Genomic DNA, 20,675 nt, shown 5'->3' with positions numbered 1-20,675 from the left:
GGCGACACGCCGACAGTTACGATCATCGCCGCGTCAACCGTTGCCAACGCCACATCTACAATATCGACGTCGACCTGAATGTTCGTGCACCATGACACGGACGTCCCGGGAGGGGACTGGTGCGATCCGGCCACCGAGGCCGGGCCTCCCTGACCCGTCACTGGTCACCAGGTTCCGGCACCGCCGGCCGAGCCGGTTGACATACGCCACGAGGAGCCGCCGTGCCGGAGCACACGCAACACGGGACCGCCACCCCCATCGCCCCCCGCCCGGCCCGCGACGACCAGGAGGTCGGCAAGCGGCGCGGCACCGGCCGCACCCGCCGCGGCCGCCAGACCCGCAGCCAGCTCGTCGACGCCGCCCGCACCGTGTTCGAGCGCGACGGCTTCCTGCACGCCCGGGTCGCCGACATCTGCGACCTCGCCGGCTTCTCGCACGGCTCCTTCTACACGTACTTCGTGTCCAAGGAAGAGATCTTCCGCGAGGTCGTCGACTCCGTGGAGCTCGACCTGCTCAGCCCCGAGCCCTCCACCTCGACGGCCGACCCGGTCGAGCGGATCCGCGCAGCGAACCGGCACTACCTCGAGACGTACGCGACCAGCGCCAAGATCATGCACGTCATCCAGCAGGTCGCGACCTTCGACGAGGACGTCCACAAGATCCGCCTGCAGCGCCACGAGGTCTTCGCCCGCTCCATCGAACGCCGGGTCGCCTCCATGCAGGACGCCGGCATCGCGGACCGCACCGTCGACCCCGCCTACGCCGCGCAGGCCCTCGGCGGCATGGTCGCCTACTTCGCCGACCTGCTGTTCAACACCGACAACAGCGCCGGCTTCACCCTCGACAACGCGGTCGAGCAGCTCACCATCCTGTGGGCGAACGCGCTCGGAGTCCGCGCGAGCGACTGACGGCGCCCGCTCCCCCACCGGCACCCGGCCGGCCCTGCCCGCCTGCCTGCGCCCGCCTGCCCGCCTGCCCGCCCGAAGAGTGAAGGATTTTGGTCGCGCCGGCGACCAGGATCCTTCACTCTTGCTCGGCAGCAGTGGAAACTCGAAGCCACAGCTCAGAAGGGCTGAGGATGTCGGTTGTGCCGGCGGCCAGGATCCTCAGCTCCTGCTCGGCAGCAGCCGCTGCGGCTGCTGCGGCTGCTGCGGCGCGGTCCACAGCGCCGCAGCGGTCGTGTCGTCGTCCGCCTCACGCAGCCAGGCCCCCAGGCCGTGGGTCAGCTCGGCCGACGTACCCAGCAGCGCGTCGAGGGCGAGCACCCGGCTGTGGAAATGGTGGTGGGTGTGCTCGCTGGTGAACCCGATCCCGCCCAGCACCTGCAGCGCCCGCTCGCAGACCCGCCGGCCGTTGCGGCCGGCCAGCGCCTTGACGACCTCGTCGTGGCGGGGCGGCGCCGCCTCCACCCCGTCGAGGGCCGCCGCGGCGGTGGTGACCTTCTCCAGGGCGACGCAGTCGGTCTGCGCCCAGGCCAGCAGATGGCGCACGGCCTGGAAGGTGCCGATCGGCCGGCCGAACTGCTCGCGGGTGCGGGCGTAGGCCACGGCGAGCGCCAGCGCGCCCTCGGCCGCGCCCAGGATCTCCAGGGCGGCCGCGAGACGTCCGAGGAACCGGGCGCGGACCCTGGCGACGGCGGCGTGCTCCTCGTCGACCGTGGGAACCCAGCGCTCCGGCCCGTGGATCACCTCATGGAGCTCGAGGCGCCCACTGACGGCCACCGGCCACAGTTCGACCTCCTCGGCCGGGACCACCGCGGCCCCGTGCCCGGGCCGGTCGATGAGCAGCGCCGTGCCAGCCATGCCGATCGCGCCGGCCGGGTCCGCGACATCCCCGACGACCATCAGCCGCTCGCCCCGACGGGCCGACGTACGGCTGATCGTCGCGACGGCGGCGTCGGGGGGCAGGCCAGCCGCGGCGAGGAAGGGCTGGGCCAGCAGGGCACCGAGCGCACGGGTGCCGGCCAGCTCCCGGCCCTGGGCGCGGAAGAGCGTCAGCGCGGCGACGCGGGCGTCACGGTCGGCCAGCTCGGGCAGCAGGTCGAACCACCCGAGCTCCCGCAGCGGGTCGCTCCGGGTTCCCGGCGTGCCGTCACCCGCGACGTCACCCGCACCGGTGCCACCCGGACCACCCGGGCCCCCGGGGCTGGCGTCGGCCTGGGCCCGCAGGGCCAGGCAGGCCGCATCGAGGAACTCCTGGTCGGCCTGTTCCTGCACGTCCCCGACGTCACCGTCGCGGCTCACGGGAGGCGGAGGATCTGCTTGGCGATGGTGTCGAGCTGCATCTGCTGAGATCCTCCGTAGACGGTGACGATGCGGGAGAACAGGTAGTCCTGCCGGCACACCGCCATGTGATCATCGTTCGGCGCGACGGCGAGGTCGGGGACGCTCGCCAGCGTCCAGTCGTTGACCGCCTGCTCGCTCGCGGCGAGCATCAGCTTCACGAACGCGGCTCGCGGGCCGAGGGTGCCGCCGGCGGCATGGGCCCGCACCGCCGCACCGCTGGCGGCCCGGACGGCCGCCAGGTCGAGCAGCGCGTTGCCGAGCAGCGCGTCGCCGGCGGATGTGCCCTGGTCCCGGTTCTCGAGCAGCTGCCGGTTCAGGAAGCTGTGCCGGTACCAGCCGAAGGTGCCCCGCTCATGGGCCAGGATGTGCATCGCCACCCGCCAGCCGCCGCCCAGCTCGCCCACCAGCCGCTCAGGCCCGACGGGGACCTCGTCGAACGTCACCTCCGCGAGCTCGTCGGTGCCGTTGGCCTGCTCGATCGGCCGGACCTCGACACCCGGGTGCTCCAGGTCGACGACGAACGCGCTCAGCCCGCGGTGGCGCTCCTGTGGCGTTCCCGTGCGCGCGAGGACGAGGCACCATCTCGCGTAGCGCGCCCAGCTCGTCCAGATCTTCCGCCCGGTGATGACGTGACCGCCGTCGACGGCCACCGCGCGGGTGCGGGCGCTGGCGAGGTCGGAGCCCGCCTCCGGCTCGGAGAAGCCCTGCGACCACAGCTGCTCGCCGCGCAGGAACCGGGGCAGCAGCTGGCCCATGAGGCCCGGGTCACCCAGCGCGACCAGCGTCGGAGCCAGGATCTCCAGGTGCTCGAACAGGGCCATCGCGGGCAGCCCGTGGCGCGCCAGCGCCTCCCACATCGCCGCCCGGTGGCGGATGTCCCCGCCGAGCCCGCCGAGGTGCTCGGGCCAGCCGTAGCGGGCCCAGTCCTGGTCGAACAGCACCTGCATGAGCGCGCAGCTCACCGCCACCCGCTGTTCATAGGACGCGATGGGGCGCGCCGCGGCCTCGAACACTGGCGGCCGGGTGGCCAGCCATGCCTCGAGGGCCGCCCGATACGCATCGACATCTTCACGATACGGATCGCACTCACTGCTCCGCGTTATATGCAACATCGACGTCAATATAGGAACTTTTGGACGCCAAAGCAACGGAACCTCGGACGAACCGCTCGTGGTGAGACCCGCGCTCAGGATCAGGGAGCGGTCGCGCCAGGATGCGGAGCGGGCACTCTCCAGGATGGAGCGTGGCCGGGGGCCGCGGCCCCTGGCCGGACCCCTGCTCGACGTTGTGCGGGCGCCAGATCAAGTCCGCACCAGCGCTGCGGCATGGCCGCCGGACGGGTCGTCCTCTCCGCCGCGCGTGGATTCGTCGACCGGCCCGTCACCGGTGGCAGCAAGGCTGAAGCCGATGACGGTCGTCCGGCCTGTCAGAGGCGTCCGGCCTGTCAGAGGCGTGAGGTCACCCGACCGGTCACGACTCCGCTCGCGACGGCTCCGTCTCGGCAGCGGGTGCCGTGGCCTGGCGGCCCGCGAGGGCGATGGCCGCCCCGGCTGCGAGGAGCAGGGCGAGCGCCCCGAAGCCGTAGGTGAGCGTGGTCAGCGTGGCGACGGCGGCGACGAGCAGCGGGCCGCCGGCGTCTCCGAGCTCCCGGCCGAGCTCGGCGGTGCCCATGGTCTGGCCGAGGCGCTCGGCGGGGGTGCTCGCGGCCAGCGCCGCGAAGCCCAGCGGGGTGATCAGGCCCGTGCCCACACCGATAAGGGCGGCGCCGATCAGCACCCCGGCGAGGCCCGGCAGCATCGCGCCGGCCAGTCCGACCGCGGTGACCGCAAGGCCCGCGGCGATGCCGGCGCGGGCTGTCAGGCGCCCTTGGTCGAGCGCCCGCCCGGTCCGCGGCTGGACGAACGCCGCACAGGCGGCGAGCACCGAGACGGCGGCGCCGGTGGCGACCGTCCCGAGGCCGGCCGCGCGTCCCGAGACGGGCAGGAACCCCACCCCGGCCGACAGCGCGGCCGTCGCCGCCGCCAACGCGGCGGTCGGGCCGAGGAAGTCCGGCCTGGCCAGCCGCCGGGCGAGGTCCAGCACCGTCTGCCGGGCCCGTGGCAGCGGCGGCACGACCGGAACGGCCACCGCCGCCCACACCGCGACCGTCACACCGAGGACCGCCAGCACCGCGAACAGCAGCCGCAGGCCCCCAGCCCAGACCAGCACCCCGCCGAGCAGCGGCCCGAGGGTGTAACCGATCGACTTGTAGAAGCCGTAGGAGCCGAACGCCCGGCCGTGCTTCGCCGCCGGGTTGAGCCGGGCGACCAGCGCCGACGCCGACGGTGAGAACGCGGAGGCGGCGGCTCCCTGGCCCAGGCGGGCGGCCCACAGCCAGCCGGGGCTGTCCGCGACGGCGTACAGCGCGGAGGCGACCGCGAAGGCGACGAGCCCGCCGAGCAGCACCGGGCGGGCGCCCACCCGGTCGGCGAGGTTGCCGAAAACCGGCTTGAGCAGCACCTCGGCGCCGTCATACAGGGCGAGCAGGCCACCGAGCACGAGCAGCGAGGTGACCGCGTCGTCGGAGAAGCCACCGAGGTTCGCGGCGATGCCGTGCGCTCCGAACGCGGTGGTGAACCCGGCCGCGTACAGCGGCCACATCCGCCGGGACGGACGGGCACGCTGGATTCCTCTGAGCACCCCACCAACATAGAGGGGCAAGAGCCCGGAACCCGCCCGCAGTGCGTGCATCGGCCGGCTCGGAAGGTCCTGCCTGCCCGCCCGCCGGACGGGGCCGGGATACCCCTGTTCGGCCCAGAATACTGCTTCCGTCTTCCTTTCCGCACACCTGGATCATGACTTCCCGGCAGATGTCGGCGAAATGACCAGGTCGATACGCCGAGAACCCGTCCGACGACTACACAGAAAACCGCACGTGAATCGGCAGACAAGAATATTCTGGTGGCGACGACAGGCACTGGGATCACACATCAGAGGCCACCGGCGGGCTGCCTCACCGTGTCACGGGAGCGCACGCCGGCATGGCTGGTGAGGTGAGGCACGGTCATGGACGACCCAGTCGAGGAACGCCCGCGATCCTGGTTCCGCCGGGTCGTGGGAACCACCGTGATCGTGGTGGGAGTCCTGCTCGCATCGACCGGGAGAATCAGCTGCGGCGTCGGGGTCGACAGCGGCACCGCCCGGGACCTTTCCGAGATCGGCGACCCGCCCGTGACGTCCGTTCCCGGGCCGGCGGCCTCGGCCCCCGCGCCAGTCTGGCCGGGAGGCGTGGGCGGCGCTCCTGAGATCGCCGGCGGGCTGCCGCGGAACCACGAGACGGAAGCGGCGACCAGAGGTCTCGCGGCGCGAACGCTCGCGCAGCTCCCCGCGGGCACGGTCGATTCCGCGAGCGTGCTTTCCGCGGTGTACCGGGCGCCCGACAACGATCTCTTCGTCTTCTGGGGAAAGACCCCCGACCCCGCCCGTCTCCTGACGGCATTCCGCGACGGCGCGACATATTACGGCCACACGACCGTCGACGTCATTCCAGGCCCCGGCGGCGGCCAGGCGGCCTGCTCTCCCCAGGCGTCATCGAACGCCCCCGTCGCGATACCCACCTGCCTGTGGGTCACCGCGGACTCGTTCGGTCAGATCTTCCCCCTCGTGCCGTCCGGCGTCACCGCACCGCCGGTCCCGACCATGCAGGAACTCGCCGAGCTGATGCGCCGCATGCGCCCCGACCTCACCGCGACCGGCCAGGAGGCGACCACCCCGACGGCCGGCCACACAGCCTGACCGGGCCGCCGTCTCAGCCTGACCGGGCCAAGCCCTGACCGTCCACGCGGCGGGGCTCGGTTGGCCTGCTATCCCAGCACGCCGGTCTCGCCGTCGGTCAGTTCGCGGACGATGTCCGCGTGGCCGGTGTGCCGGGCCGTCTCCTCGATCATGTGGACGTAGATCCACCGCAGAGACACCTGCGGAGCGCTGGGGTGAGCGAAGACGTCATCGAGCGCGTACCCTGCCGCGATCTCTCGGGACAGCGCGCACGCACGGTCGTACTCCGCCAGCAGCGAATCGACGGTGTCGGTTTCGGCGAGCGCCCAGCTGGTGCCCCCCTCTCCATCCGCGGTCGCTTCGGGACCGCCGCCGACCATGCGGTGGAACCAGTCCCGTTCCACCACGGTCAGGTGTTTGACGAGGCCGGCGAGTGTGGTGAGCGAGGGCAGCAGCCTGCGCCCGGCGTCCCGGTCACCGACACCGCGCACCTTGTGGACGAGCACATCCCGGTAGAAGTCGAGGAAGGCTTCCAGGGTTTCGCGCTCACCGGCGGTGGTGGCCTGCATGACCCGTTGTGCTGGTGGGCGAAGCAATGGCGGCTGCATGTGGTAACCGTATCGCTACCATCACCTCGCGCATGCGGGCAGCCCTCCGCGGCGACCAGCCCGAAAAGCATTGGCCCGCCTGCCGCTGCCCTGGTGTACTCGGCAGCCGGCCGCTGAGCCGCTCCGCCGGCACCGGCACCGGCACCGGGCGCGCGGTGCGACGCGCGAGGAGAAAGGACCGGAGCGGAAAGGTGACAGACACGTGAGAAGGAGCGCCGAGCCGCGCCCCGATTCTCGGCGCCGGGTGGGCGACAGAATGAAGCTGCACCGCCACCAGCTCCGGCTCGACGGCCGGGCCTGTACGGCCATCACTCTCCGGCCCGGTGGCTATGCCAGGTTCAGCACCAACAACTACCACGAGACCTGGCACGTTCTCAGCGACTGGCATGGCGCCCGCCTTCTCGGCCGACTGTTGTGGGGCCTCGCCTATCAGCGGATTCCGGGCACGTTCGTCCTCATTGACCGTCCCTTTCTCGCGCCCAATCCCTTCGACGCCGCCCCGAGCGACCCCATCGTGCTCCTGCCGTCCACGCTCACCACCTTTTCCGCCGCCGCGGCCCGTGCCCTGCGCAGAACGCTCCCGCTGGGCCGGCGGCCTGAGGGGACGGTCCGTTGGCACACCCCCGGCCTGGACTCCGCCGTGGCCGACAACCGCGCGTGGCAGGCCGCACCACTCGGCAGCCGGCAGTGGCCGGCCTGGGAGCCGGACCCGAGTCCACGGCCGTGGGTCGACCGGATCGGCGGCCTGATCGTCATCGCGGCCGCACCGGCCACGCTCAGGGAACACGCGGTCAGGATTCACCGCCTCGGCGACTACTCGCACGACGGTATGGACTACACCGACCTCACCTGGCCACACGGCGAAGTCCAGGTTTTCTCCGACTACCGCCACCGCGTGCGCGCCGCCGTGGCCGCGCGCCGGGAAATATTCACCGAGCAGCCCGGCCCGACCCCACCGGACGAGCTCAACCCGACGATCTGGGATCGGGGCAGCTCCATCCGCGATCGACAGCTCGACCATCTTCCCCGCGTCCGGGAACCCGGAGGCGTCGCGCCGCCTCCCCCGGCGCCGGCCGAGAGCCGACCGGGTTTCAGCGCGAGTTCGAGGCCGTCAGCAGTGGGATGAGCTGTTCGCTGGAGGTAAGTGAGCCGTGGTGGCCGGCGAAGCGGCTCGACCGTGGTTCGACGCCTGAGCGGATCAGGGCGAGGGTCCCCTGCGCGGCGACGACGACATCGCCGATGCGGGGCCGGACGTGCTCGGCCACCCGCGGGCCGAACCAGCCCGCCTCGATCGCCTCGTGGCGGCGCAGCACCAGCGCCCGCTCACCGAGGATCTCGCCCCAGGCGCGCCACACGTCGTCCGTCGCGCCTGGGTGGGTGTACAGGTGCCGGGTGCGCGCCTCGCCGCCGAACAGGCGCACGCCGTCGAGCAGCGCCGGTTCGGTGTCGACGTCCACCCGGTCCTGCTCGGCGACCGCGACCATGCCGTGATCGGCGGTGACCACCAGCAGGCCGCCCGGTGGGAGGCCCGCGGCGATCCTGGCGGCAAGCTGGTCGACGACGGCCAGCTGCTCCTGCCAGGGATCGCTGCCCGGCCCGTACCGGTGCCCCAGCAGGTCGAGATCGCCGTGGTAGGCGTAGCAGAGGATCGGGCCGGGGCCGCGCAGCTCGTCGCGCACCCCGCTGGTGAGATCCCCCAGGGCGTGGGCCGCGCGGTGCCGCCCGCCGCGCAGTGCCGCCCGGTTCAGGCCGCTGCCGTCATGGTGCGCCGGGCCGACGAGCCGCACGGCCACCCCGGCGGCCGCAGCCCGCTCGAAGGCGGTCGCGCGGGGCTGGAACTGCTCGGGCACGATCCTGTCCCGCAGGTCGACCGACGAGTCGCCGTCACCACCGCCGGCACCGTTGCCCTGGCTGCGCCAGCCCAGCGCGTTGAGCACCTCGTCGGGCCCGACGGCGAACGAGTAGCCGACCACACCGTGCTCACCAGGCGGCATTCCGGTACCGATCGCGGAGACGCTCGTCGCCGTCGTCGCCGGGAAACCCGCGGAGATCGGCTCCCGGCCGGCCGCCAGCGAGGTCAGGAACGGCGCCTGGTCGGCGTGCTCCCGCAGCAGCTGCCAGCCCAGCCCGTCCACCAGCAGCACGCACACCCTGGACGCCGCCGGCAGCCCCAGGACGTTGGCCATGCCCGGCACGTCCATCCCGGCCAGCACGGACGGCATCACGTCAGCGAGCGAACCCGCCCGATAGTCAGGCGCGAGGAAGCTCATGATCCACGATCATAGGCCGTGCCCAGCCTCGCCGGCAGGGCTACGCGGGGAACTGAGCCTCGGTGGGGTGGCGGTCAGGCGATGTTGAGTTGGATGTTTCCGATGCGGGCGACACGCAAGGTGTCGAGGCCCATCGCACCGGCGTTCTCGATCTGGCTGATTCTGGCCTGGGTCAGCCCTGTGGCCTCGGCGAGCTGGGTCTGGGTGACGCCGAGTTGGCGGCGGATCTCGGCGAGCTGGGCGCCGCTGACGGAAGCGAGCATCTCGGCGCGGCGCTCGACGCGTTCAGAATTGTCCCAGGTGGGATCAGCGGCGCGGGCCTTGGATTTGACCTCACGCCAGTTCGACGGGCTCACGGCTGGTCCTCCTCAGTCCTCTTCCTTCAGGCTGGTCAGATGGTCGGTGAACCGTTCGTCCGCGAGGGGGACAGCGGTCCGGCACCACTCCCGCCAAGCCCCGGCTTCGTCGCCTGCGACCAGGAAGATCGCCTCGCGGCGGGGATCGAAAACGAAGATCATACGGACCTCGGTGGAGCCGGCCGAGCCAGGCCGAAGTTCCTTCATACGGTGATAGATGCTGCCCTTCAGGCGCTCCACGAGCGGCCGACCCGCCAGCCGCCTCCACGTCCACGCTCCGCGTTGGATTCGTGACGAACACGCTTCGGGAGGGCTACGCGGGGATTCGGTGGGTGAAGCGGACGGGCTCGCGCACGACCGCCGCCGCGGCGGGCAGGTCGGCGAGGCGGGTGGCGAGGGTGGCCTCGGCCAGCCGTGGGGGTAGCGCGGTGTTGAACTTCAGGCCGGCGAGGGCGTCCTCAGTGACGTGCGGCAGGCACAGGCGGACGGCCAGGTCCACGGTCGCGGTCTTCCAGAAGGCCGGGGTCAGATCGGTACGCAGGCGCAGGTAGGCGGCCGTTGGGGACTGCAGCGGGTCGGCGAGGTCGCCGAGGCTCGCCGCCAGGGTGCGGTTGGCACGTTCGCCGGCCCAGGTCCACCAGCGGACGTCGGTGTGATCCTCCGTCCGCGCGATCACTGTCCCCCCGGGGTGGACGACGTCGAGGTGGTTCTCGCGGATGGCGGCGAGCCGTTCCGTCGCCCGGCGGGTGAGGGGAACCGGCGGGTCCGCGCCGAGCAGGACGTCCCGCATGGCTCTGGTCAGTGCGAAGGACGTCCCGCCGTCGGCGGCGGTCAGCCAGCGGGCCCGGCCACCTCCGTCGGCGGGTTCGACGAAGCAGCGGCGGCGTTTCCAGTCGATGTGGGTGACCCGCCAGCTGCGGCCGGCGAGCAGCAGCAGCCGCGGCCCCTCGACCGGGTCGGTGAGCAGGACCGGGTCGGTGCGGCCGATCTCGTCGCGGCCGTGCAGGACGGTGAACTGCGGCGCGGCGGTGAACACGGCGGTCAGCTCGGAGAAGTGCCGATGGCCGAAACGGCGCTCGGCCTCGGGGCCGACGAACAGCATGCCGCCGTCGGAGTCCAGGTAGCCGGCGCGGACGAGATGGCGCACGATCGGCTCCGCCGAGCGGTCGAACGGCGCGAGGCCGTTCCACTCGTCGGCCCAGCTCCGGTCGCCGATCCGGTTCTCCTGCAGGCAGTAGGCGAGCAGTTGCTGGGCGACGATGTGCCGTGGTTCGGGCGGTGCGACGACCGGTTCGACCCAGCCGCGGCCCCACAGCGCCAGCAGACCGGCGGCCTGCACGAGCGCGCTCTCGTACAGGGTGAGGAACAGGCAGTTGCGCACGGTGCCCGACCGCCGGCCGGTGCGGCCGAGGCGCTGCAGGAACGACGCGACGGTCGCCGGGGCGTTGATCTGGATCACCCGGTCTAGGTCGCCGACGTCGATGCCGAGCTCCAGCGTGCTGGTGGCGACGATGACGCAGTCGCGGGCCTGCGCGAAAGCCTCCTCGGAGCGGCGGCGCTCGGCCGCAGACAGGGAGGCGTGCGAGAGGAACGTGTCCACGCCGAGTGCCCGCAGTGCCTGACCGAGCTCCTCGACGATCTTCTTCGAGTCGCAGAACACCAGTCGTTTCTCGCCGTGGTGCAGGGCGGCCAGCACCTTCGCGGCGTTCGTCACCGAGCCCACGTAGTCCAGCTCGATCTCACCCGGCGGCGGTGTCGTCGGCATCGCCGCGTGGGACGTCGGCGGGATCGGCTCGTGGGTGGGCTGGAGGGGGACGTCCGGTGCGACGACCTGAGCGGTGCGGCGGCCGGCGCCCGATCCCTGCAGCCAGCGCAGCAGCTCGGCGGGGTTCCCGACCGTCGCCGACAGGCCGATGACCTGCAGGTCGGCGGGGATGAGCCGGCGCAGCCGCTCCAGGACGGCGAGCAGGTGCCAGCCGCGGTCGTCGCCCGCGAAGGCATGCACCTCGTCGACGATCACGGTGCGCACACCGGCGAAGAACCCGTGATGGTCGGTGCGGACGCTGACGAGCATCGCCTCCAGCGACTCGGGTGTGGTGAGCAGGACGTCGGGCCGTTCGCGGCGGATCCGCCCGCGCCGGCTCTCGGCCACATCCCCGTGCCAGACCGCCGCCCGGCGGCCGAGCCATCCGGTGTAGGTCTCCAGCCGGGGGGTCAGGTTGTTCAGCAACGCCTTGAGCGGGCACAGGTACAGGACGGAGGTGCCCTGCCAGTTCTCCGCGGCCATCCGCGACAGGATCGGGAAGGTGGCGGCCTCGGTCTTCCCGCCGGCGGTCGGCGCGAGTAGCAGCGCGTCCGACCCGGCGAGCAGCGGCGCGACGGCCGCCTCCTGCAGTGGGCGCAGCCCCGGCCACTGCAGCGTGTTCACGATGTGGTGCGTCACCACCGGATGCAGCAGGTCCACCGGGTCGGCACCGGCGGTGTCGCCGGCGCGAGCGCCGGCACCAGCGCCGGCCGCGGGCCCGGTGGTCAGGACAGGTCCAGGTCGGGGTCGTTGTCCAGGTCGAGGTCGATGTCGTCGGCGCGGGCGGCGTTGCGTTCCAGGTCGGTCAGCTCCGCCGCGGCGATCATCAGCGGGTAGTCGCGGCGGGGGTCGAAGTCGTCAAACTGGTCGACCCGGTCGAGGACGTCCCCGACGAGCTTCTTGAGGAACAGCCGCGGCGCGACACCGACCTTGCCGCCGAGCCTCCCGGCGACCGCCGCCGCCAGCTCGCCGAGGTAGCCGTCGTCGACGAGCCGCCCGATGCGTTCCCTCGCCGCCGCGTCGCCCGCCGGGCCAGCGACGTACAGGTCACGGACCCGCCCGCCGAGCTCGACGAGCGACGCCTCGGTGAACCCGGCCAGCCGCAGCTGGACGGCCCGCGGGTTGTCGAACCTCGGGTTGGCGGTGAAGTCGGTGGCGAGCCGCTGCGCGAGCGGCGCGAGCCGGTGCACCCCCTGCGGGCCCTCGTAGAACGCCGGTGTTCCGGTGATGACGAGGAACAGCCCGGGGAACCGTCCGCTGTGGACCTCGTCGATGAGCTGGCGCAGCGCGTTCAGCGCCTTGTCGCGGGCGTCGGAGCGGACCCGCTGCAGGGTCTCGACCTCGTCGAGGACGAGCAGCAGCCCGCGGAAGCCGCTGTCGCGCAGCACCACCAGCAGCCCCTGCAGGAAGCCGAGCGCCCCGAAATGGTCCAGGTCGCCGCGGACCCCGGCGGCCCGGCGCGCGCTCGCGGCGACGTGCGGCTGCCCGCCGAGCCAGGCGAGGACCGCCGCCGCGGCCGCCTCGTCACCGCCGGTCAGCGCTGACCGGTAGCCGCGCAGCGCGGCGGCGAACGCGGGGGCCGTCCGGCCGACATCGGCGAGTCGCCGGTCGACCAGCTCGCCGACGGCCGCGTCGAACGCCGCCGGGTCGTCGCCGATCGCCTCGTCGGCGGCGAGGACGTCCTCCTCCAGGGCGTAGAACCAGCCGTCGACGACCTGGCGCAGGGCGCTCGGCGGGAACGTCGCGGTGGTCAGGCGCTCGGTGAGCCGGCGGTAGACGGTCTCCAGCCGGTGCAGTGGTGTCTCGTTCTCCGAGATCTGCACCTCGGCCGTGGCCAGCCCCGCCTTCTTGGCCCGTTCCGCGAGCCAGCGGGTGAAGAACGTCTTCCCGGAGCCGTACTCGCCGCGGATCGCCTTGAAGACCGACCCACCGGCGGCGACGGCGGCCAGGTCGTCGGCGGCGGCGCGCTCGAACCGGTCCAGCCCGACCGCGAGCAGGTCCAGCCCGGCCGCCGGTACCGCCCCGCGCCGCAGCGCGTCGAGCACATCCCGCCGCCGCGCCGCGCTCACACCAGCCGCAGCCGCAGCGCCGGCACCGGCGGTCTCGCCGCTCACGGGGTCAGCCCGAACTGGGTGCGCAGCAGGTCGACGTTGAGGCGCAGAGTGTGACCGTCGTCGATCGGTTCCAGCACCGGATAGTTGTCGATGTTGAACAGCCGCCGCAGGGTCACGGCGAACCCGCCGGCCCGCACCGCACGCTCACCGGCTTGTTCGGCGACGACGGATGTCGCCAGGGTGCCGTTCGCGCCGAGCAGCGCCCGCACCGCAGCCTCCACCTTCTCCACCGGCACCTTGCGGGCCAGTCCGTCGAGCTGGGAGCGGAACAGCTCGGACGCGAGCAGCCCGGCGACGAGAAAATCGATCGGATCCGTGGACCCGTCACCCGCCCCGGCGCGGCCCGCTGCTCCGGCTCCGGCGTCTGCTCCTGCTCCTGCTCCGGTGACGGCGGTGTCGTCCGCCGGAGCGCGGCCGGGCACGGCACTGCCACCGGGGGCCGGATCAGCGCCGGGGTGGGCGACCGGCCCCCCGGCCGCCTCCGCCGGCAGGTCGAACAGTGCCGGGCCGGTCTGCTCCTCTGCCGGCCGGCGCCGCTTGCGGGGCAGGGCCATCGTCGCGTCCGTACCGCTGTTCGCCGCCGTGGAGCCAGCCGCGGCGGAGACGGGCGCGGAGGCAGTGGAGGCGGCCGTGGGCCGCCCGACCAGCACCGTGTCGCCACCGGCGAGGCCGTCCAGGTTGCCGAGCAGGTCCGTCGTCTCCAGGGACCACCAGCGGGGACGCTGGTCGGGCAGCGGGCGCCAGCCGGGCGGCAGGTGACGGCTCGTCGACGCCGCGGAAAGGCGGAACGGCAGGAACGCCAGCACGGGCACGGTCACCTCCGCGGGCGATGCCCCACCGTGATAGCCGCCGCGGCGGCTCAGGTAGTGCGTGTCGGGATCCCACAGCGCGACGATCCGTCCGTCGGGCGAGAGCACCCGTGGCCCGGCGAGCAGCACCTCGGCCGCGGCGCCTTCACCTTCGCCCGGGCCGCAGGCACGGTGACGGGCCGACAGGATGTCGGCGTCGGCGGCGGGATCCAGCCTTTCGGCGCGGTGGTCGACGACGTGGCCGTGGTCGCTGGTCAGGATGACGGCCCGGCCGGCCGTGCGGGCGTAGCCGAGCACCGCGCGCAGCCGGCCGACGTCCGCCAGGCTCCAGCCGCCGTCGTCGTGTGGCCGGCCTCGGTCGAGCGTGTCGTCGATCGTGTTGATGACCACCGCGACGAGCGGGATCTCCGAGGTCAGCGCGTCGGTGAGCTCCCCGTCGAGGGCGACGCCGGGCGCGCCGGCCAGGTCGGCGTGGTGGAACAGCCGCGCGGGCCGGCGGCCCCAGCGCGGATGGTTCTCGAACTCGGCCTTCTCCGTCGTCTTGTCCCCGGTGACCAGCCGGCCGGCGAACAGCGACGTCCGCGAGGTGGTGGTGACCGTCGGGAGCACGGCGAGGGCTGCTCGCCGCCGCGCCGGGTCGGTCGGCTCGGCAACGGGCAGGCCCAGCGGGTCGCATTCCTCCCAGCGCTCCCGGCGCAGCTCGGCGGCGAGCTGGGCGGCGACGGCGGCGCTCATCCCGTCGAGGACGAGGAGCAGCACGCGGCCGCCGCGAGCGGTCACGGCCGGCCTGACCACCCGGTCGAGCACCTCTTCGACGCACAGCGGCCCCGCCGATCCCGCCGATCCCGCCGGCGCCGACCGACCGGTGGTGGTCCACTGGGCGAGCAGTCGGGCGAAGGTCGCGTCGAGGGCGCGGCGGCGCCGGGCCGCGACCAGGTAGAGGTCGCGGTACACGGAGCCGACCGCGGGTGCGGGCGTGCCGGCGGCGAGATGGCTGAGCGCGACGTCGGCCCAGGCACCGTCGTCGAGGTGCGCGTCGAGGGCAGCGGCCAGCGACGTCGGCCCGGCCGGCACCCCCGTGGTCGGCGAACCGGTGGCAGGCGAACCAGTGGCCGTGGCGGTCAGCGAGCCGGTGGGCTGGGTGGCGAGCCAGCCGACGAGCCGGGCGGCCATCGCCGCCCGTTCCACCTCGGGACGGTCCAGCCCGGCCAGCAGATGCCCGCGCAGTGATCCGACGGCGGCCATGACGTCGCGGGCCGCCCCCGCGAGCAGCGAACGGTGGACGCCGGACTGCGCCACGGTGAGAGAGTCCCGGACGGCGGCAGCGACCACACCCAGCCGATGGTCGAACCCGGACCGCAGGAGGTCGCTGGCAGCGCCCGCGGCCCGGGCGTCGAGGTCGCCGAGCAGCCGGTCGGCCGTGTCGAGTAGCGCCGGCACACCGTCCTCCGGGTGCAGCGTCGCCGAGGCGTCCTCGGCGACGCCCCGCGCGCCGGCCGCGTCGAGGCCGAGCCGGCCTGCGCCCGGGCGGGCGGTGAGCAGGGCTGTGGTCACCACCTCGCGGACGGCGTCCGCGAACGCACGCATGGTCGTGTCATCGAGACGCACATCGCCGAAGTAGCGCTCCACCCGTACCCTGGCCCGCTCGACCACCCGCTCGACCGCGTCCGTGCCCACGCCCGAGCCGCCGCCAGCGCCAGCGCCCGACGTCCCGGCAGGCGGTTCCGCGGAACCGCGGTGGCCCGGCCGCGAACGTGGCCACAGGCAGTCGCAGACCAGGCCGAGGGCAAGCGCCCGATCACCGTTGCCGGCGGCTGTCAGCGTGAACAGCGCCTGCCCGGCGCGTCCCGTGCGTTCCACCAGGTATCTGGTGAGGCCGGCGCGTTCGTCGGCACCGAGCCGGCCCAGCGCCGCGGTCGCACCGGGCGTCGTCGTCCAGCGCAGCAGGGTGGCGATGTCCAGGTCGGCGGCACCCAGGCCCAGCTCGGTGAGGCCGAGGCGGGCGGCGGCCAGCTCGGCCAGTGCGTCCTCCCGGCCGAGCAGACCGCCTGGCCGGCGCGGCCAGCCGGCCGCGGGCCGGGCTTCCAGCAGCGCCGGAGCGACCCAGCGGTACTCGGAGCCCCGCAGCCGCGGGTCGGCCTGGGTGGCCCCGAAGTCCTCCAGGACGGCGAGCCACGGCTCGATGACATCGACCCGCTGTCGGTGGACCTGCGCGAGCAGCGAGTCTCCCAGCGACCCCTCGTCGGCGTCGGTGAGCAGCACCAGCCAGCCGTCCTCGACGGGGGCGTGCGTCCAGCGGACGACCTCCTCGAGCACCGCGAGCGGCGACACGCACGCCACCACCCGGACCAGTCGGCCGCCGAGGTCGAGGTCGGCGGGCCCAGACCACTCGGGCCGGGCCCGAACTAGCAGCACCCGCGGCTGGCCACCGTGATCGCTGTGATCGCCGTTTCCGCCGCGCCGCAGCCGGGCGACCCGGCCCAGCACGACAGCCGGGGTGACCCGCGGGGCACCCGCACCGGACGTACCGCTCGGTGCGGCATGCGCGGCGGAGGACGAGGAAGGCAGGACGGTCACGGCTGCGGCCGCCAGACGATCTCGACCTCACCGGACCGGTCACCGGCGTGGGCGCGCAACTCGGCCAACGCCTTCTCCAGCCCGCCGAGCCCGACTCGCCACGTCCGCACGCCACCGGTCTCACCGACCGGAACCCGGTCCGTGTCGACGGTCCCCGTCTCGCCGCCGACGCCTCCGCCCTCACCACTGCCGCCGCCGGTCCCGTTCCCGCCGCCGGTCACTCCGGTGCGGTCGGTGTCGATGCCGGGCGTGCCCGCGACCTCGGCCGGCGGCCGGATGATCGCTGGACGCGGGTCCGGCGGGGTTCGGGTTACCGGCACCGCTGTCGCGCGGCGCAGCAGGGCGGTGGCCTCGGATCGGGCATTTCCCAACGCCGTCGCGAGTGGTGATGTCAGCTCGTCGGCAGCAGCCGCGGCCCGCAGTGCGTCGAGAATCTCGTCGGCCTCGGAGCGGTACGGCTCGCCGAGCCCCGCGATGACCACGAAGACGTCCCAGGGTGCCGCCCGGACGGCGGTCGCGACCTCCGTGGCGCGGCTGATGCTCACCGCGAGCCGGCGGGCGGGGCCGGCGAGGTCGGCGCGGGCGAGCCGGCGGACGATCTCCGTCGCCACCCTGGTCTCGTCCAGCGCGACCACCAGGTCGCGGGCCGCCCGGGCGGTCCGCAGCCTTCCCTGCGCCGCCGAGCCGTCGGTGTTTGGGTCCCCGAGGCTCTCCGTGCTGCCGGGCCCACTCGCGGGGGTCGGGGCGGTGCTGACCAGGGCGGCGCCGGTGCGTGGGTCGAGGCCGAGTTCCGTCGCACGGGCCTCCAGGACGCTGACCAGTTCCTGGCAGGCCGCCCGGCGGCTGTGCGTCTTCCCGACCAGCTCGTCGACGAAGCCGCGCAGCAGTCGGCCACGCAGCAGCGCCGGCGGCAGCACCCCGAAGATCGCCTGGGCGCGGTCGACGGCGGTGGCCCAGTCGGCGGCGTCCGGCAGAGGCTGTTCGCGCAGTGCCATGTCCTTGGTGATGGCGGTCAGCTCGGGTGGGGTCGGCAGGTGGCCGCGGTGCCGGTACCAGGCCCGGTCGGTCTGTTCCGCGAACGCGGCGACGATCAGGTTGGCGACGTCATCCGCCAGGCCCCGCACCTTTGGCACGTCGATCCAGCCCAGCAGGTCGCCTACCAGTAGCTCACCCGGCTCCGCACCACCCCCACCAGCCGTGCCACCGGCACCGCCCGCGCCGTCCGCGGCCGCGGCCTGCGCCGCCTGGCGGGTGAAGTGGTCGACCCACTCGCGGCCCAGCTCGAAACGCACCTCGTGCATCACGCCGAGCCCGAGCGCCGGTGCGATCCGGCGCATCGGAATCCGGTCGGCGCGGGCGACCTCGACCGATCCGCCGTCGGCCTCCGCCGCCTTCGTCACGTAACCGAGGACGATCTTCAGCTCGGCGGGCTTGACTGCCGTCCCGCTCTGGTCGGGGTCGAGATCGGGATGGCCGGGGAACTGGTCGGCGAGCAGGTCGCCCACCAGGCGCCGGAGGGCGTCGCGGAACGACGCGCCCAGCGGCAGCGTCGGGTTCAGCCCCGACGGCAGCGCGCGCAGATGGTCGGTGAAGTCGGCGGTGACGTCCTGCTCGTCCTTCGAGGTGAGCCCGTAGGCGGAGCGCAGCACGGTGCGGGTCTTGGTCAGCAGCGCGTCGTAGCGGCTCTTCAGCACCCCGCGGGCACGCTGGCGGTCGTCCGCGCTCAGGTGCTGCGCATGGCTGTCGAACCGGTGCCCGCTGCCGGCGAGCAGATGGTCGAGCCGGACGAGCATCCCCAGGTCGGCCAGGCGGGTGGCGGTCAGGTCGGCGGGGATCCAGCAGACCGTCCGGTGCCCGGCGCCCGCACCGCGCATCCGCTCGACCCGCGCCCGGGCGTAGACGGGGCCGTCGCCGGCGTCGTCGAACGGGTAGTCGACGACGAGCCGCCAGGCGTCCGGGTCGACCGGGGCGAACTGGTCGTCACGCAGGTCCGCGCCGCGGATCGAGCCGAAGATGACCTCGGCGGAGCGCCTGCTGCCCTTCCAGACGAGGTCGAGCCGGTCGCCGTAGACGTCCCCGGTGACGGTGACACCGAGCTCCTCGACGAGCAGCCGCTTCACCAGGGTGCGCCGATTACCGCCGTTGTCGTAGGCGACGGCCGAGTTGAGGATGCTGTCGACCTCGACGTCGACCAGCTCCAGGCCGACGCCCGGGTCACCGCCTTCCACCGGGCGATACTTGACCTCGCCGAACTCACTGGCCCAGTTCTCAATCTTTCTGCCGACGAGTCCCGCCTCACCTCTCGGGATACGGCTGGTGATGCTGCCGTGATTGAGCGCCGAGAGCCGCAAAGGCGTCAAATTACGCAATGCGGGCACACTCGGTGCGAGTGCAGACAGCAGCAGCGTCTTGACCAGCCGATCGTCCGCTGTGAACCGGCGGACCCTTGCCTCAAGCCCCGGGTCGACGCTACTCCCGGAAGCCGCACCAGTAGCGCCGATGCCAGCAGGAGCGCCGCTTGCTCGGGCTCGGCGGACCCGAGCAAGGGTGTCCTCGTCTAGGCCTTCCGTGTCGAGCAGGTAGGGGCGCAGCTTGCGGGTGTAGAATTTCTGCGCCGCGTCGAACTCCGCTTTCAGGACGTCCGTGAACGGAGTTTCGGCACCACGGATGATCACATCCCACAGGTCGCCGAGCGGCACCACCTGGCCGAGGCGCAGGTCGTCGCGGTGGTCGACGAGCAGCTGGCGCATGAGCTTCAGCGCCGTCCGGTTGCGCTGCAGGGCCGACGAGACGTGCACGAGCGTGTCCATGAACGCCGGGCTGAATGGGTAGGACAGCCGGAAAGCGTCCCGGTCGGCGCCGAGCTGTTCACTGCCGCCGAGCATCGTGTCCCACACCTCGGCGCGGACCTTCGCCGTCGTGTCGAATGCCCGCGCGATCGCTGCCCCGGCGTCGGCGTCCCGCGGCCTCAACAGGCGCCGGTTGGCGATCAAAGGGAGGTTGCGATCCTCGAGAATAATGGGGTCGAACCGGCTGCCCGCATAGTTGAGGACATCGAGGAACGACAGGCGCACATCACCGGCGACGGAGTCACCGACCAGCTCTCGCAGGTCCCGTTGGCGGGCGATAAAGCTGACAACTGGGATCGACCGAGGTCCCAGTCCACCCTCAACGAAGTTGGTGATCTTCTGGGCCTCGCGGGAGACGAATGCTTGGTCACCCATGTTGTTTGCCAGCCACAGAATCAGCTCATCAAGAAACAGGATGACCGCGTCGTAGCCGAGGTTTTTCGCATGCCGGGCGATCTCGGTAAGGCCGGCGTCGAGGGAGATGAAGCCCTCGGCGTCCTCACGCAGGTCCCGGAACATGTTCGCGAACCAGGTGGAAAGCAGGTCGGAGATCAGCTGACGGCGGGCTCTGCTATCGGTGGTGGCGCCCGGCTCGAGCGCCTCGTCCACCTCGGCGGCCGTCCAAGAGCCGTCCTCACCCCACTCGTCTGCACCCGCCCCGCGCGCCCCGCCCGAGCCGGCACGGTTGAGCTCGGCGAGGAAGGTGGCGTCACCGACCTTGGCACGCACGCTGCGAGCCTCGTCCAGCAGCGCCCCGGCCCGGTGCACCGCCGGGATCGGCGCCTTCGGGTGTAATGCGCGCAGATGATCTGCATACCCACCGAGCACCCGCTGCTCGATCGACTTCGCGCCTAGCATGTGAAACGGAACGAGCAGGAACCTTTTGCCGGCCAGCGCCGCATCGTGCTTGCCGATGACGTCCGTCAGCCGGTCATCCAGTGACCTCGCCGCCGGCTCGCCACGCAGCATCGCGTGCAACACCGCCATGAAATGCGACTTACCGGATCCGAACGAACCGTGCAGGTACACGCCCTTCGACGACCCGGTACTCACCGCATGCGCGATCAATCCGAGCGCCTCGTCGAAGTTTCCGGCCAGCCGCTCGGTAACCACATAGTTGCTCAGAGTCGCGGCGTCGGCGATCCCCTCTGTGAGTTTGAGAACGAAGTCGCTGTCGGACGTCCGTACAGGGATGTCGATGACCTCCCGCAGCAGCGGCTGCGGCGACGGACTGGACCTAGTCACGGCAC

General features: G+C 72.8%; 14 protein-coding genes. 3 read left to right on the top strand and 11 right to left on the bottom strand.

What is annotated here, in order from left to right; translation table 11 throughout:
• Positions 1-221: 221 nt before the first annotated feature.
• Complete coding sequence (locus tag ACG83_RS12195; RefSeq protein WP_054566223.1) at positions 222-908, top strand: TetR/AcrR family transcriptional regulator; 687 nt, start codon at positions 222-224, stop codon at positions 906-908.
• 198 nt (positions 909-1,106) lie between these two features.
• Here the strand turns inward: ACG83_RS12195 and ACG83_RS12190 are convergent, their stop codons facing one another.
• From ACG83_RS12190 to ACG83_RS12180, 3 genes are all read right to left on the bottom strand, one after another.
• Entirely contained in the window at positions 1,107-2,243 is a 1,137-nt protein-coding gene (locus ACG83_RS12190; RefSeq protein WP_054566222.1) for an acyl-CoA dehydrogenase family protein, read from the bottom strand.
• The gene (locus ACG83_RS12185) at positions 2,240-3,397 is read right to left on the bottom strand and encodes an acyl-CoA dehydrogenase family protein (protein ID WP_054566589.1); all 1,158 of its coding nucleotides are present in this window, start codon (positions 3,395-3,397) and stop codon (positions 2,240-2,242) included. Before ACG83_RS12185 ends, ACG83_RS12190 begins: the two co-directional genes overlap by 4 nt.
• A gap of 358 nt (positions 3,398-3,755) precedes the next feature.
• The gene (locus ACG83_RS12180; RefSeq protein WP_054566221.1) at positions 3,756-4,925 is read right to left on the bottom strand and encodes an MFS transporter; all 1,170 of its coding nucleotides are present in this window, start codon (positions 4,923-4,925) and stop codon (positions 3,756-3,758) included.
• A gap of 405 nt (positions 4,926-5,330) precedes the next feature.
• Here ACG83_RS12180 and ACG83_RS12175 point away from each other — a divergent pair, with 405 nt between their 5' ends.
• Positions 5,331-6,059 carry a hypothetical protein gene (locus ACG83_RS12175; RefSeq protein ID WP_054566220.1) on the top strand — a complete coding sequence of 243 codons (729 nt, stop codon included), beginning with the start codon at positions 5,331-5,333 and terminating at the stop codon, positions 6,057-6,059.
• A gap of 68 nt (positions 6,060-6,127) precedes the next feature.
• Here the strand turns inward: ACG83_RS12175 and ACG83_RS12170 are convergent, their stop codons facing one another.
• Entirely contained in the window at positions 6,128-6,646 is a 519-nt protein-coding gene (locus ACG83_RS12170) for a DinB family protein (protein ID WP_054566219.1), read from the bottom strand.
• A 256-nt stretch (positions 6,647-6,902) separates the two neighbouring features.
• Here ACG83_RS12170 and ACG83_RS12165 point away from each other — a divergent pair, with 256 nt between their 5' ends.
• Entirely contained in the window at positions 6,903-7,772 is an 870-nt protein-coding gene (locus tag ACG83_RS12165) for a hypothetical protein (protein WP_152991349.1), read from the top strand.
• On the opposite strand, the gene ACG83_RS12160 is transcribed toward ACG83_RS12165, so the two are convergent.
• The 7 genes from ACG83_RS12160 to ACG83_RS12130 form a co-directional block, all read right to left on the bottom strand.
• A complete protein-coding gene (locus ACG83_RS12160) occupies positions 7,738-8,916 on the bottom strand; it encodes an alkaline phosphatase family protein (RefSeq protein ID WP_054566217.1) in 1,179 nt (392 codons plus the stop codon). The genes ACG83_RS12165 and ACG83_RS12160 overlap by 35 nt on opposite strands.
• A gap of 74 nt (positions 8,917-8,990) precedes the next feature.
• The gene (locus ACG83_RS12155; protein WP_054566216.1) at positions 8,991-9,272 is read right to left on the bottom strand and encodes a helix-turn-helix domain-containing protein; all 282 of its coding nucleotides are present in this window, start codon (positions 9,270-9,272) and stop codon (positions 8,991-8,993) included.
• A gap of 12 nt (positions 9,273-9,284) precedes the next feature.
• Positions 9,285-9,512 carry a type II toxin-antitoxin system RelE/ParE family toxin gene (locus ACG83_RS12150; protein ID WP_235497838.1) on the bottom strand — a complete coding sequence of 76 codons (228 nt, stop codon included), beginning with the start codon at positions 9,510-9,512 and terminating at the stop codon, positions 9,285-9,287.
• A 73-nt stretch (positions 9,513-9,585) separates the two neighbouring features.
• Positions 9,586-11,736, bottom strand: a complete 2,151-nt coding sequence (locus tag ACG83_RS12145) for a DEAD/DEAH box helicase (RefSeq protein ID WP_054566215.1) — start codon at positions 11,734-11,736, stop codon at positions 9,586-9,588.
• Between the two features lie 65 nt (positions 11,737-11,801).
• Positions 11,802-13,190, bottom strand: coding sequence for a BREX system ATP-binding protein BrxD (gene brxD / locus ACG83_RS12140; protein WP_054566214.1), 1,389 nt, complete (start codon positions 13,188-13,190; stop codon positions 11,802-11,804).
• Positions 13,187-16,576: a BREX-2 system phosphatase PglZ gene (pglZ, locus tag ACG83_RS12135; RefSeq protein ID WP_054566213.1), complete on the bottom strand. Its 3,390-nt coding sequence runs from the start codon at positions 16,574-16,576 to the stop codon at positions 13,187-13,189. The genes brxD and pglZ overlap by 4 nt, the downstream gene beginning before the upstream one ends.
• Positions 16,573-20,670: a hypothetical protein gene (locus ACG83_RS12130; RefSeq protein WP_054566588.1), complete on the bottom strand. Its 4,098-nt coding sequence runs from the start codon at positions 20,668-20,670 to the stop codon at positions 16,573-16,575. Before ACG83_RS12130 ends, pglZ begins: the two co-directional genes overlap by 4 nt.
• Between the last annotated feature and the right edge of the window lie 5 nt (positions 20,671-20,675).

It is taken from the genome of Frankia sp. R43, from assembly GCF_001306465.1.
In the GTDB taxonomy this organism is placed as follows: domain Bacteria; phylum Actinomycetota; class Actinomycetes; order Frankiales; family Frankiaceae; genus Parafrankia; species Parafrankia irregularis.
The sequence above is the reverse complement of the archived record's forward strand: the minus strand, read 5'-3'. Positions and strand labels throughout refer to the sequence as shown.